Source organism: Rhodococcus cerastii (assembly GCF_033042195.1).
Lineage (GTDB): Bacteria > Actinomycetota > Actinomycetes > Mycobacteriales > Mycobacteriaceae > Rhodococcoides.
Window position 1 is genome coordinate 496,876 of the sequence record NZ_JAWLKF010000003.1, and the last position, 12,845, is coordinate 509,720.

Genomic DNA, 12,845 nt, shown 5'->3' on the forward strand with positions numbered 1-12,845 from the left:
CGCTGGCGAGAGCGTCGAGCGGGACGCCAGAACATGAGGAAAGCCTCGCATTTTTCGTTATCGTTTCGTGATGTGATCTCGAGCACAGATGAGCAGCTCCCAACCTTGTCGGTGCGGTCCTCTACCTTGTGCGAACGAGCCGCTCGCCGGGAGAGCGGTCGACGAAATCCGGGGGGAATTCATGTATTCATCGGTAACGGATATCTGCACCGAGGACGAGCTCGACGCGATGCTTCTGCACATCGAATCGCATGCGCCGCAATCCCGTTCGCCACACTGGACACCGGGGTGGCGGGGCGAGAGCGAGGTGGCGTTGCTGGATGCGATCTTCTCGGCGCGCGCTCCCTACGGCGGCCCTTCGAGCGGGGTCCGTGCGGTGGTCCAGCGATGGCGATCGCATCGCGGCGATAACCGACTCGACGACTTGACAACCCTCGCCGAACTGACCAACAGTCCGGATCTACTCGTCGAGATTCTTTCCAACCGTCAACTGGTTCCGGGAAACAGTCGAACCAAGGGTGCTGCCGCTGCCGTGGCTGCTCGGACGTTGATCTCGGTGGGCCTGAGTCGTTCGAGCGACTTCGAGCAGCACACCGAGCACCAATTCGAGGCGTTCTGCGCGATTCCCGGGCTCGGCGAGACCACCTGGGAGTGCATGCTCATGCATCTGGGAGTGCGCACCGACAAGGCGACCGAACATCTGAACTCGTTCGTCGCCGACGCGCTCGAACCGCTCCACCAGAACCTGTCCGTCGGCATTACCGAGGACCGCGCGTCCGTGATCCTTGCAACGACGGCGGACGCACTGAGCACCGAACTCGCCTCACTCGAGCACGCAATCTGGCGATATCAACACAAGTTACGTAGACCGAAGAAGCGTCACTCCGAGGCGGCACTTCGACCGACGGGCTGACTTCGCGAGATCATCGCCTCCACACCGTCGAGAATGCACTCCAACCCGAACCGGTAGGCGTGCACGGGGTCGCTGGCGGCGTCGTACGACGTCGCCGCGGCCGTCCCGACCCGAGACGACACCGGAAAGCGCTCGCGGTCCATCACCCGTTCGAGGATCGGCGCGGTAGCCGCCCACCACTGGGCGTCGGATATGCCCGACTGCTCCTTGACACGGGTCACGCCGGCAAGGGCTCGCGCGGTACCGGAGACGTGAGTGAGAACCAGAGTGAGAACGGAGTCGATCTCGACGTCGCCCAGGCCGATGCCTTCGAGAGGGCGCAACTCGGCCTCGTACTTGTCGTTGGTGTGCGGACCGAGCACGGGCCGTGCCCCCTCCGCCTCGAGAAGCCACGAATGTTGTTGATACAGAGACCAATTGCGCTCGGCAACGAAGCGCATCGCGGGACGCCATCCGCCGGCGACGGAGGCCGGCTCGTCGACGTGCGAGTAGAGACCTGCAAGCGCTCGATCGATCATCAGATCGGCCAGCTCCTCCCGGCCCGGCACATGTGTGTACAGCGACATCGCGCCGACACCGAGATGCTGTGCCACGTTCCGCATCGACACCGACTCCAGACCGGTCGCATCGGCCAGTTCGATGGCGGCATCGACGATCGCATCTACGCTCAGTCCGGTCCGACTCGGCTTGGCACCGACTCGCCACAAAAGCCCGAGTGTCCGGGCCGGGTCGAAGGGGATGTCCTTTTTCGATGCCACTCGGCGAGTGTAGCGACACCGTACGGTGTACACCGCATGACGTGTGCCCACCGATTGTCCAGATGCCTACCTGTACAGGTGAGCATCCGAACAATTCGTGGGCACACAGTCGAGCAGACCGCGCCACTGACAACAACCATCCAGGTTGTAGACTTCACCGGCACGCGCGAGTGGCGGAATTGGCAGACGCGCTGGATTTAGGTTCCAGTGTCTCAGGACGTGGGGGTTCAAGTCCCCCCTCGCGCACCACGGTCGTTCGGCCCGGCTTTTCTCGAGACTTCTGCAAGTTCCGACGTGTGAAGGCGGTTCGAATGCCCGAGGAATCGAACGACACGATCTTCGCCGAGATCGCAGACGAGAGACGTTCTCTCGCAAGAACTCTCGAGACTCTCACCCCCGAACAATGGGACGCCCAATCGCTGTGCGAGGTCTGGACCGTCCGAGACGTCGCCGCCCATCTGGTGGTGCCACTGATCGTCCCGCTCTGGCAGTTCGGACTCGTCATGGTGCGCACCCGAGGCAACTTCGACCGAGCCAATCAACTGATGACCACGCGCGTTCGTCGCGAGCACGAAGACGAATTGCCCGCCTTGCTCACCGCCCACGCCGACAAGAAATTCACCCCGCCGGGCCACGGTCCGCTGGCCCCCTTGTCCGACGTCATCGTGCACGGATTGGACCTGTGCACGCCGCTGGGAATCGAACACCACGTCCCCGACCACCGCATGATCACGATGCTCGACTTCCTGGTGCCCGCGAGCGGTGCCGCACCGTTCAAAGGCCCCGAGCTTCGACTGCAGTGGCGCGCGACCGATCTCGACTGGAGCCGCGGCGAGGGCCCGGTCATCGAAGGATCGGCCGGCACCCTGGCACTGGTTCTGACCGGACGCAGCAGCGCCCTGGCGGACGTGACCGGGCCCGGTGCCGAGCAACTCGCCCAGGCACGGGCCAACCGTCGTCGGGCGTGAGCCGAACTCGAACCGTCCATGGTGAGAATCACCACCGGGCCGCAGCACGCGACTACCTGCAGTAGTAGTACCTCCGGTACCGTCGAGGGGTGACTTCACCCCGCCCGAACCGTCGGCCAGCACTGATCGCGCTGGTCATCGTGTCTGCGGCGGTATGCCTGGGCCTCGGCTGGTGGCAGTGGGAGCGCTTCGAGGCAGTGGGCGGTAACGGCCAGAACCTCGGATATGCCTTTCAATGGCCTCTGTTCGCAGTGTTCGTGGTCTATGCCTACCGCAAGTTCGTCCGCCTCGAAGACGAGGACCCGGACGAGGCGGCAGCAGCGCGACCCGACGGACCCACAGAGGTGCCCCTCGACCTGCTCCCCCAGCGCAGCGCGCCTGCGGCAGACGCCCGCGACCTCGACGATCCCGAGGCGCGGCAACTACTCGAATACAACAGCTACCTCGCGGAGCTGAACGAATCCCGCGGGACCGACAGGAGCACCACGTGAGTTCGGCACCGGAGAAGACGCAGGCGTCTGCGAACAAGACTCAGAAGATCGCGTCCGCGCTGCTGCGCTACCGCGTTCTTGCGTACGCCACGGGAATCTGGCTGCTCGTTCTCGTGACCGAGATGGTCGCCAAGTACATTTTCAAGGTCGAGAACGTGCCCAATTGGATTGCCGTCGTACACGGTTGGGTCTATCTCGTGTATCTCGTGCTCACCGTCGATCTGGCGATCAAGGTTCGGTGGCCTGCCGCCCGCACCATCGGCACACTGTTGGCCGGGACTATCCCGTTCCTGTCGTTCTACGTCGAGCACAAGCGCACCAAGCAGGTCAAAGCCGACTTCGGCGTCTGACATCAGCAGTTGATCGGCTCTGCGTTCTCCGGATCCAATGCGTTCTGCACCATCCGCTGAGCAAGCGGATCGTACGAGATTCCGGTGTGCTCGACGGTGTTGGCCGGGCACACGTCCTGCAACACCACATTCGTGTTTCCTGCGCCGCTGAGCAGCGAGGCAGTGTACGGAACGACGATCTGGTCGTAACGGGTGACGATCGTCGTGTATTCGATGCCCGAGACGGTGTCGCTGCCCTCGTTCAGTCGCTCGAGCACGTCGTCCTGCACCGGCGGTCCCGCCGTCGGGTAGTTCGGCGGAGACAACGCCACGATGCGTGCCACCGTTCGGTCTCCACCGAGGAAGCGGGCGTAGTACCGCGGCACCGTGCCACCCTTCGAGTGGCCGACGATCGACACCTTCTGCGCACCTGTTGCCTCGAGTACGGAATCGACGAACGTCGACAGTTCCGCGGCACTCTCCGGGATGGGCTCGAGCGCACCGAACGCCCGAACCGGCCCGGTGTTGCCGTAGTCGATCGCGAACACGCAGTATCCGGCCTCGGCCAGCTTCGGCGACAGCGATGCCCAGTTGTCGTACGAGTTCTCCAGGAAGCCGTGCACCAGCACCACCGGCTCCGGGTGTTGCGCGCTCGGAACACACGAGAAGTCGTTCGAGCCCGAAGGAGTCACGCCCGGGTGCGCGATCGAGTACGCGAACGCCTCGGCGAAGGAGCCCGCGGCCGGTGCCGCGGAGGCCGGGGCACCTGCCAGGCACAGCGCAGCGGCGGCGAACACAACCGACGTCCGCGTCAGAACGGTTCGCATCGCCACGAGCTACCGCCCCGTCAGTTCTTCGAGCGCCGGCACGAGCTTGCGCAGTGCATGACCGCGATGTGAGGCGGCGTCCTTCTCGTCCGGGCTCAGTTGCGCGGCACTGCGGCCGTCGCCCTCGGGCACGAAAATGGGGTCGTAGCCGAAGCCGTTCTCCCCCAACGGCTCTCGGCCCACTACTCCGCGCCATTCACCGCGGACCACCGTCTCGGTGCCGCCGGGAATCACCAGCGCACACGCCGAGACGAATGCGGCTCCGCGACGCTCGTCGGGGGTGTCCGTCAACTGCGCCAGCACCAGTGCGGTGTTGGCCTCGTCCTGCCCGTGCGCACCGGACCAGCGAGCCGAGAGCACCCCTGGCATGGCGTTCAGGGCATCGATTTCGATTCCGGAATCGTCTGCCACACATGGCAATCCGGTGGCCGCCGCTCCGTCACGCGCCTTGGCGAGTGCATTCTCCTCGAAGGTCGCTCCGGTCTCGGGGGCCTCCGGGAACGGCGGGACCTCGTCGAGGCCGACCAGTTCGATTCCGGCCACTCCGGCGGCGTCGAGCACCCGCCGGAGTTCGCGCAACTTCTTCGCGTTTCGGCTCGCTACCAGCAGCTTGGTGTCAGCCACCGAACTTCTTCTTCGATTCCGCGGCCGCAGGCTCGGGCAGATCGCCCGGGTACGGCAACGCCAATGCTTCCTTCTGCACCTCGAACAACTTCTCGATGCCGACGAATGCGGAGTCGAGCAGCTTGTCGAGTGTGGTTCGGGGGAAGGTCGCGCCCTCTCCGGTTCCCTGGATCTCCACCAGCGTGCCGGTGTCGGTGGCGACGACGTTCATGTCGACCTCGGCGCGCGAATCTTCCTCGTAGGGCAGATCGAGGCGCACTCGGCCGTCGACGACGCCGACACTGACCGCGGCGATCATGCACGAGATGGGCTGCGGATCGGCGAGGCGTCCCGCTGCTCGCAGGTAGGTGACGGCGTCGTTGAGAGCCACGAACGCTCCGGTGACAGCTGCAGTTCTGGTGCCGCCGTCGGCCTGCAGTACGTCGCAGTCGAGGGCGATGGTGTTCTCGCCGATGGCGGCCAAATCGATGCAGGCACGCAGTGAACGCCCGACCAAGCGGGAAATTTCTTGGGTACGCCCGCCGACCTTGCCCTTGACGGACTCACGGCCGTTGCGAGTGTGCGTCGCGGCCGGGAGCATCGCGTACTCGGCGGTGAGCCAACCGAGGCCGGATCCCTTCCGCCAGCGCGGCACGCCCTCCTCGACGCTGGCCGTGCACATCACCCTGGTGTTGCCGAACTCGACCAGCACCGACCCTGCCGGGTGGCTGGTGAAGCCGCGGGTGATCTTGATGTTGCGGAGCTCGTCGTCCGCCCTGCCGTCTTCTCGTCTGGACACGACTCGAAGCCTAGCGCGTCCTCAGACGGTGAAGACGTCCCCTGGGAGAACGGCGTGCACCGGTCCACTGAACTCCGCTTTGGCCTCGGCGATGACGTCCTCACGGGACGTCCACGGCGGAATATGGGTGAGCAGCAGCTCCCCCACCCCGGCCTCACGAGCGATGCGGCCGGCCTCGGTTCCGGACAGGTGCACTCCCTCGGGCCGCTCCGGACTGTCGGTCCACGACGCCTCGCACAGGAACATGTCGGCCCCGTGCGCCAGGTCCCGGACGGCCTGACACATTCCGGTGTCTCCGCTGTAGGCGAAGGTGCGGCCTTGCGCCGTGGTGACGCGCATGCCGTACGACTCGGGGGGATGGAACACCTGCCGAGCGAGAATCGACAACTTGCCGAACTCCACGGTGCGTCCGTCCACCCAGCGACGCAGGTCGATGGTGTCGGACATGTCGTCGATCTGCCCGCCGCACTCGGCCGAGGCGACTCCGAGCCGGAACGCCGTGTCCTTGGGTCCGTAGACGATCGCTCGTCCCTCCGGCGGGCTGGGATGGTAGCGACGCCACACCAGCAGTCCGGGAACGTCGAGGCAGTGATCGGCGTGCAGATGCGAGAGCAGAACGCTCACATCTCCGGGATCGGCGTAGCGCTGCAACGCCCCGAGGATGCCGGGACCGAAGTCGAGGACGACCGGCGCGGTCTCCTCTTCTTCCAACAAGTAGCCCGACGCGGGTGAATCGGGTCCGGACACACTGCCCGAACATCCCAGGACGGTAATTCGCATGAAAGCCATGCTGCCACGCCGAGCGCATCACTCGAAACGTTCGGGCAGTATTCACAGCGCGAGTCGGCGAAATTCACCACCGACCACGGGTGTGTCTGCAGTTACCTCGAACCTACGAAGTGGGCCGATCGAGCGATTTCGCGCGTGCCCTCTCGGCTCGCGCGTCGGCGGACAGCAGTCGAGCGGCAACCACTCCGCCGACCGCGCCGAACAGATGCCCCTGCCAGGAGACGTTGGGCTCGCTCGGCAGCACGCCCCACAGTGCGCTGCCGTACAGCACGAACACCACGACTCCGATCGCGAGTTGACCGAGATTGCGGGTGAAGAAGCCACGCACCAACAGATATGCGATGAAACCGAAGATCAGGATCGACGCGCCGATCGTGTTCGTGTAGGAACCGGCAGTCAGCCAGGTACCGAACCCGCCGACCACCCAGATGATCCCGGTGGCAGCCAGACCACGCGTCAAACCGGAGAGCAACACCAGAAATCCGAGTACGACTATCGGCACGGTGTTCGCGATCAGATGCTGCCAGTCGTCGTGCAGCACGGGCGCGAACAGAATGCCCCACAAACCCTCGACCGAGCGGGCCTGTATCCCGTTGCGTTCGAGCCTCGACCCGCTGGCCACATCGATGAACTCGATGACCCACAGCAACACGGTGAATGCTCCCACCAGAATGGCGGCCTGCATCCAGACCGGCCGCGCACGCTCGGCGGGACGGTTACTGATATCGCTCATGATCGCCTCCGGAACAGTTCCCTCCACGGTACCGGGCAGAGGTATCGCGCGAGCTGAGCTCAGGCTCCCGATCCACCGAACGCGGACGTGAAGATCTGGCGATATGTGGGGATGCCGGCCACCGAGGTGGCGTCGAGCAGGGCCGCGACGATGGCTCGCTCGACGACGATCGCCGCGGCCTCGGTGACCGCGGCCAGCACCGGGAGTTCCGCGGAGAACGCGGCGGGCACCGAGGACTCCGCGGTGACGGGTCTGGTGCCGGTCGACACGGCGAAGATCGTGTCGCCGTCGAGCGGCGAGTGTGCCGGTCGCACGGCCCTCGCCAACCCGTCGTGACCGGCGACGGCAATCCGCTTGCACGACGCGGACGACAACGCAGCATCGGTGGCGACGACACCGATCGTGGTGTTGAGCGCAGTGCCCTTCGGTTCGAGGGCGAGCGCGGACCACAGCTGGTTCACGTCGGGCTTGCGCATCCCGAACGCCGCGGGCCCGAGCGTGCCGACGCCCCACAGCAGGCCGGTGCGCGGGTCGAATACCGCGCCCACCGGATTGGCGACCATCAGCGCCGCGACGGTGACCCCGTCCGCCGGACCGCCCGCGATCACCGTGCTCGCGGTACCGACACCGCCCTTGAGAACTCCGGCGCGGGCACCGACACCGGCCCCGACCGATCCCGTCGCGAAATCGGTTGCCGCTGCGGCCGCGGCGAGATAGCCGAATTCCGCCGTCGGCCGTGAAGCCCAGTCGCCGACCGGAAGATCGAAGATGACCGCGGCGGGGACGATCGGTACGACGTGATCGGGACTGCCCATCGGGATGCCCTGACCGTGCTCTTCGAGCCACCGCATGACACCGTCGGCCGCGGCGAGCCCGTAGGCACTGCCCGCGGTCAACAGGATCGCGTTGACGTGCTGCACGGAGTGGCTCGGATCGAGCAGATCGGTCTCGCGAGTCCCCGGCCCGCCGCCGCGAACATCGACGGCCGCCGTCGCACCACCCAGCGCACGCACCACGGTGCAGCCGGTGGCCGAACCGGAGCCCATCGCGGCGTCGTCGTCGAGTTCGTGATGATGACCGACCAGCAGACCGGCCACGTCGGTCAGGGAGTCCCGCGGTCCGGGAGTCTGGAATGCAGCGGTCACGCGTGCGTCCTAGGGGATGAGGACCTGTACGAGTGAATCCTGCATCCAGGTCAGCCAGTGGTAGACGTCGAGATGTGGAGCGCGAGGATCACCCTCGTCGAGAACGTCGGGTGTGTCCGCGCTGATCCCCAGCGTCGTGCCGAGCGCCAGCCTCACGTCGTTGAGGCCGGTCAGCCAAGCATCCGCTTGCTCCTGGGTCAGCACGATCTTGCCACCGGACTCGGGAAGCGTGGCCAGGATCATCGATCCGGCAGCCAACTTCTCGTCGATGATCTCGGGCTCGTGCAGTCCGCGCAGGGCACCGTTGAGGTCGGTCGGATCCTCCTCGTCGCGGCCGGGGTCGGCGCGGTGGAAGTCCGGCAACAGCCGCGCCAGTGCGGCATCCTCGGGCGGGCTGTTGTGCCCGGTGCGCAGACCGGTCAGCGCTGCGAGTTCGTCGGTGGGCGCAGCGGCGGAACGGTCGCGCAGCAAACCGAGAACCGAGCCGACAAGCGAACGGAGTACGGCGGCCTCACGAGCATCGATCTCGGACTTGATCTTGACCCCGGACAGCGAATTCCGTCTCGTCCACGTGCGCACTGTTGCTGATGTCCTTCTCTGATGAAGAGGTGATGAGCGGTTGACTACTTGTCCTGCTGCATGGTGGCCCACAGACCCGCCGCGTGCAGCCGTCGAACATCGTTCTCCATCGCGTCGCGCTCGCCGCTCGACACCACGGCCTTGCCTTCGGAGTGCACCTGCATCATCAGCTCGGTCGCCTTGGCCTTGCTGTAGCCGAAGAGCTTCTGGAAGACGTAGGTGACGTAGTGCATCAGGTTGACCGGGTCGTCCCACACGATGGTGACCCAGGGGGTGTCGTGAGACTCGTCGGCCGCAACGGCCTCGGTCTGGGCCGGGACCGCTTGCGGTGACGCAGCAACGACCTCACGTGCCGAGAAGCCGTCCACGGGCAGAAGCGAGCCGTCCACCGTCAACCAAGGCATGCCCAACAGGGTACGGCGTGTCGGGCCAGCGTCCCACGCTCGCCCCTTCGCTCGTAGTGTGGGCGAGGTGAGCAACGACGCGACCACAGATCACGCGAATCACAGCGACGGTGCCAGCACCGCGCTGCTGACCGATCAGTACGAATACACGATGCTCTCGGCCGCCCTGGCCAGCGGCTACGCCGATCGCATCTGCAGCTTCGAGGTCTTCGCGCGCAGGTTGCCCGGTGGCCGTCGATACGGAGTTCTCGCCGGCACCGGACGCATTCTCGACGCGATCGCGCGCTTCCGATTCGGGCCGGACGAGTTGCGGATCGTCGCCGAATTCCTCGACGCCGACACCGTTGAGTGGTTACGCAACTACCGGTTCACCGGCGACATCGACGGCTATCGCGAGGGTGAGCTGTACTTCCCCGGCTCACCTGTTCTGACCGTCCGCGGCACCTTCGCCGAGTGCGTGGTCCTCGAGACCGTGGTCCTCTCGATCCTCAATCACGACAGCGCCATCGCGTCCGCTGCAGCGCGGATGGTGGCGGCCGCGAAGTCCCGTCCGATCATCGAGATGGGGTCGCGTCGAACCCACGAGGAAGCCGCTGTCGCCGCATCACGCGCGGCATATCTCGCCGGATTCACCGCGACGTCCAATCTCGAAGCCGTCCGACGCCACGGCGTCCCCGGTGCGGGCACATCGGCGCACGCGTTCACTCTGCTGCACACCACTGCCGACGGCCCGGACGAACGGTCCGCATTCGCGGCGCAGGTGCGCGCGCTCGGCGTGGGCACCACACTGCTCGTCGACACCTACGACATCACCCAGGGCGTTGCCAACGCCATCGAGGTGGCCGGGCCCGAACTCGGCGGTGTGCGCATCGACTCCGGCGACCTCGGTGTGCTCGCGCGGCAGGTGCGCGACCAACTCGACGCCCTGGGTGCGCCGAAGACCAAGATCGTCGTCTCGGGTGACCTCGACGAATACGCCATCGCGGCATTGCGAGCCGAGCCGGTCGACTCCTACGGCGTCGGCACGTCGCTGGTCACCGGCTCCGGCGCCCCGACGGCCGGCATGGTCTACAAACTCGTCACCGTCGACGGCATTCCCGTCGCCAAGCGCAGCAGTCACAAGGAGTCGCGCGGTGGCACCAAGGCGGCGCTGCGTACCGCGCGCCGGACCGGCACCGCAGTCGAGGAGATCGTGTACCCGTTCGACGCTCCCCCGACCGTCGACGACGATCTGACGGCGGAGACGTTGACCACGCCGTTGGTTCGCGGCGGCGAACGAGTCGCCGACCTACCGACGCTCGCCGACGGCCGCGACCTGCTGGCCAGGCGCCTCGTCAGCCTGCCGTGGGAGGGCCTGAAACTGTCTCAGGGCGAGCCGGCGATACCCACCCGCTTCGTCGAGGGGTGACAGCGGTGTCGGTACCGAACCGGGTGGGCGATCGGCAGTAGTCTGCTTCGGTGCCGTCGAAGACCGAGTTGCCAACCGTTCCCGCTCTCCTGCAGGTCGCGGTGCACTCGCTCGGCGGCAAGGAACGCAGCAATCAGCTGACGATGGCCTCGGCGGTGGCGCACTCCATCGACACCGGCGAACATCTCGCGGTGCAGGCGGGCACCGGAACCGGTAAGTCCCTCGCCTACCTCGTCCCCAGCATCAGGCACGCGGTGGAATCGGGCAAGACCGTCGTCGTCTCCACGGCCACCATCGCGCTGCAGCGGCAGCTGGTCGACCGCGATCTCCCCCGCCTGTCCGACGCCCTGACCGAGGCCGTCGGCCGTCGCCCCAAGTTCGCAATCCTGAAGGGCCGCAACAACTATCTGTGCATGAACAAGATCCACACCGGTGCCGCGCAAGAGGCACCGGATGCGGAACTGTTCGACCCGTTCGCGGTCTCACGCATGGGCCGCGAGGTGGTACGGCTGACCAAGTGGTCGTCCGAGACCGAAACCGGCGACCGCGACGACGTCGTGCCCGGAGTCAGCGATCAGGCCTGGCGTCAGGTCAGCGTCACCGCGCGTGAATGCCTGGGCAAATCCCGCTGCCCCGTCGGCGAGGACTGCTTCGCCGAGCGCGCCCGTACCGAGGCCGCCCAGGTCGACGTCGTCGTGACCAACCACGCCCTGCTCGCGATCGACGCGATCACCGGAATCCAGATCCTGCCCGAACACGACGTCGTGGTCGTCGACGAGGCCCACGAACTGGTCGACCGAGTGACCGGCGTCGCCACCGAGGAACTGTCGGCCGCCACCGTCACCGCAGCAGCGCGTCGTAGCGCGAAGCTCATCGAGGAGGAGACGGTCGACCAGCTCGAGGGAGCTGCCGAGAACTGGGCCGCGATTCTGGACGAGCTGCCCCCGAGCCGGTGGCAGTCCCTACCCGACGGCGTCGGCCCCGCGCTCGCGTCCATTCGCGACGCGGCCTGGGCGGTACGCACCGCGATCGGCCCCAACAAGCAGGGCATGGCCACCAGTGACCCCGAGGCCGCCGCGGCTCGCAGCGCCGCACTCGTCGCGGTCGACGAGGTCCACGACAGCGCGGTCCGTGTTCTCACGGCATTCGACGAACCCGATCCGGCCAAACGCAAGGACGTCGTCTGGCATGCCGTCGACGATTTCCGCGGCAACGTCAAACGCACCGTCCGCATCGCCCCGCTGTCGGTGGGCGGGCTGCTGCGAGCGCGCCTGTTCGCCGAGTCCACCGTGGTCCTCACCTCCGCGACCTTGACCGTCGGCGGATCGTTCGACGGGTTGGCTGTCAACTGGGGCCTGCCTGCGGAGAAACCGTCGCGCAGTGACACCGCGATGGCGTCGGGTGTGGAACCGCCGTCCGACACCGGGTCGATCAGGTGGAATTCGCTCGACGTCGGGTCGCCGTTCGACCACGCTCGGGCAGGGATCATGTACATCGCCAAGCATCTGTCGCCGCCCGGACGCGACGGCCTCTCCAAGTCCTACCTCGACGAGATCGAGTCGCTGGTCAGCGCCGCCGGTGGCCGCACACTCGGACTCTTCTCGTCCATGCGCGCCGCCAAGGCCGCCGCCGAGGAGATGCGGGAGCGCCTCGACACGCCGATCCTGTGCCAGGGCGACGACTCCACCGGTGCCCTCGTGCAGAAGTTCGCCGACGACGAGGCCACCTCCCTGTTCGGGACACTGTCACTGTGGCAGGGCGTCGACGTCCCGGGCCCGTCGCTGAGCCTGGTGATCCTGGACCGCATTCCGTTCCCGCGGCCCGACGATCCGCTGCTGGTGGCCAGGCAGCAGGCCGTCGAATCACGTGGCGGCAACGGCTTTCTCGCGGTCGCTGCCAACCATGCAGCCCTGCTGCTGGCGCAGGGCGTCGGTCGACTGCTCCGTAGCGTCGACGACAAAGGTGTTGTCGCCGTTCTCGATTCGCGCCTCGCGACCGCCCGCTACGGCGGCTACCTACGTGCCTCGCTGCCGCCGTTCTGGGAGACCTCGGACCCGGAGGTGGTCCGCAAGGCCCTCACCCGCCTGGCCGGAAAGTAG

15 protein-coding genes and 1 tRNA gene are annotated in these 12,845 nt (G+C 66.5%); 7 read left to right on the forward strand and 9 right to left on the reverse strand.

Going from position 1 to position 12,845, the window contains the following annotated elements:
• Positions 1–181 precede the first annotated feature (181 nt).
• Complete coding sequence (locus R3P93_RS09165; RefSeq protein WP_317532849.1) at positions 182–913, forward strand: hypothetical protein; 732 nt, start codon at positions 182–184, stop codon at positions 911–913.
• On the opposite strand, the gene R3P93_RS09170 is transcribed toward R3P93_RS09165, so the two are convergent.
• Positions 880–1,671 (reverse strand): TetR/AcrR family transcriptional regulator, encoded by a 792-nt coding sequence (locus R3P93_RS09170; protein WP_317532850.1) that lies wholly within the window; start codon positions 1,669–1,671, stop codon positions 880–882. The genes R3P93_RS09165 and R3P93_RS09170 overlap by 34 nt on opposite strands.
• 164 nt (positions 1,672–1,835) lie before the next feature.
• On the opposite strand from R3P93_RS09170, the gene R3P93_RS09175 reads away from it, so the two are divergent.
• The 4 genes from R3P93_RS09175 (at position 1,836) to R3P93_RS09190 (ending at position 3,480) form a co-directional block, all read left to right on the forward strand.
• A tRNA-Leu gene (locus tag R3P93_RS09175) sits at positions 1,836–1,920 on the forward strand.
• 62 nt (positions 1,921–1,982) lie between these two features.
• A complete protein-coding gene (locus R3P93_RS09180) occupies positions 1,983–2,639 on the forward strand; it encodes a maleylpyruvate isomerase family mycothiol-dependent enzyme (protein WP_317532851.1) in 657 nt (218 codons plus the stop codon).
• An 89-nt stretch (positions 2,640–2,728) separates the two neighbouring features.
• The gene (locus R3P93_RS09185; protein ID WP_317532852.1) at positions 2,729–3,130 is read left to right on the forward strand and encodes a transcriptional regulator; all 402 of its coding nucleotides are present in this window, start codon (positions 2,729–2,731) and stop codon (positions 3,128–3,130) included.
• Positions 3,127–3,480 carry a DUF3817 domain-containing protein gene (locus tag R3P93_RS09190; RefSeq protein ID WP_068050412.1) on the forward strand — a complete coding sequence of 118 codons (354 nt, stop codon included), beginning with the start codon at positions 3,127–3,129 and terminating at the stop codon, positions 3,478–3,480. The genes R3P93_RS09185 and R3P93_RS09190 overlap by 4 nt, the downstream gene beginning before the upstream one ends.
• Positions 3,481–3,482: 2 nt before the next feature.
• On the opposite strand, the gene R3P93_RS09195 is transcribed toward R3P93_RS09190, so the two are convergent.
• From R3P93_RS09195 to clpS, 8 genes are all read right to left on the reverse strand, one after another.
• Positions 3,483–4,286 carry an esterase/lipase family protein gene (locus tag R3P93_RS09195; RefSeq protein ID WP_317532853.1) on the reverse strand — a complete coding sequence of 268 codons (804 nt, stop codon included), beginning with the start codon at positions 4,284–4,286 and terminating at the stop codon, positions 3,483–3,485.
• A gap of 9 nt (positions 4,287–4,295) precedes the next feature.
• Positions 4,296–4,910, reverse strand: coding sequence for an RdgB/HAM1 family non-canonical purine NTP pyrophosphatase (gene rdgB / locus R3P93_RS09200; RefSeq protein ID WP_317532854.1), 615 nt, complete (start codon positions 4,908–4,910; stop codon positions 4,296–4,298).
• Positions 4,903–5,688, reverse strand: a complete 786-nt coding sequence (rph, locus tag R3P93_RS09205; RefSeq protein ID WP_068050410.1) for a ribonuclease PH — start codon at positions 5,686–5,688, stop codon at positions 4,903–4,905. The genes rdgB and rph overlap by 8 nt, the downstream gene beginning before the upstream one ends.
• 21 nt (positions 5,689–5,709) lie before the next feature.
• Positions 5,710–6,468: a cyclic nucleotide-degrading phosphodiesterase gene (locus R3P93_RS09210; protein WP_188078671.1), complete on the reverse strand. Its 759-nt coding sequence runs from the start codon at positions 6,466–6,468 to the stop codon at positions 5,710–5,712.
• Positions 6,469–6,580: 112 nt separating this feature from the next.
• Positions 6,581–7,210 (reverse strand): rhomboid family intramembrane serine protease, encoded by a 630-nt coding sequence (locus R3P93_RS09215; protein ID WP_317532855.1) that lies wholly within the window; start codon positions 7,208–7,210, stop codon positions 6,581–6,583.
• A gap of 59 nt (positions 7,211–7,269) precedes the next feature.
• Positions 7,270–8,355, reverse strand: coding sequence for a P1 family peptidase (locus tag R3P93_RS09220; RefSeq protein ID WP_269595869.1), 1,086 nt, complete (start codon positions 8,353–8,355; stop codon positions 7,270–7,272).
• 9 nt (positions 8,356–8,364) lie between these two features.
• The gene (gene aosR, locus R3P93_RS09225) at positions 8,365–8,934 is read right to left on the reverse strand and encodes an oxidative stress transcriptional regulator AosR (protein ID WP_068050408.1); all 570 of its coding nucleotides are present in this window, start codon (positions 8,932–8,934) and stop codon (positions 8,365–8,367) included.
• A gap of 44 nt (positions 8,935–8,978) precedes the next feature.
• On the reverse strand, positions 8,979–9,338 hold the full coding sequence (gene clpS, locus R3P93_RS09230; RefSeq protein WP_269595871.1) for an ATP-dependent Clp protease adapter ClpS: 360 nt from the start codon (positions 9,336–9,338) through the stop codon (positions 8,979–8,981).
• Between the two features lie 58 nt (positions 9,339–9,396).
• Between clpS and R3P93_RS09235 the strand changes: the two genes are divergently transcribed.
• Positions 9,397–10,746 (forward strand): nicotinate phosphoribosyltransferase, encoded by a 1,350-nt coding sequence (locus R3P93_RS09235; protein ID WP_094688347.1) that lies wholly within the window; start codon positions 9,397–9,399, stop codon positions 10,744–10,746.
• A gap of 50 nt (positions 10,747–10,796) precedes the next feature.
• On the forward strand, positions 10,797–12,845 hold the full coding sequence (locus R3P93_RS09240) for an ATP-dependent DNA helicase (protein ID WP_317532856.1): 2,049 nt from the start codon (positions 10,797–10,799) through the stop codon (positions 12,843–12,845).

Excerpts from the sequence above, each read along its gene's own strand:
- R3P93_RS09165 (WP_317532849.1), top strand. The coding sequence starts at position 182 with ATGTATTCATCGGTAACGGATATCTGCACCGAGGACGAGCTCGACGCG.
- R3P93_RS09180 (WP_317532851.1), top strand. The coding sequence starts at position 1,983 with ATGCCCGAGGAATCGAACGACACGATCTTCGCCGAGATCGCAGACGAG.
- R3P93_RS09195 (WP_317532853.1), bottom strand. The coding sequence starts at position 4,286 with ATGCGAACCGTTCTGACGCGGACGTCGGTTGTGTTCGCCGCCGCTGCG.
- R3P93_RS09210 (WP_188078671.1), bottom strand. The coding sequence starts at position 6,468 with ATGCGAATTACCGTCCTGGGATGTTCGGGCAGTGTGTCCGGACCCGAT.
- R3P93_RS09215 (WP_317532855.1), bottom strand. The coding sequence starts at position 7,210 with ATGAGCGATATCAGTAACCGTCCCGCCGAGCGTGCGCGGCCGGTCTGG.
- clpS (WP_269595871.1), bottom strand. The coding sequence starts at position 9,338 with ATGCCTTGGTTGACGGTGGACGGCTCGCTTCTGCCCGTGGACGGCTTC.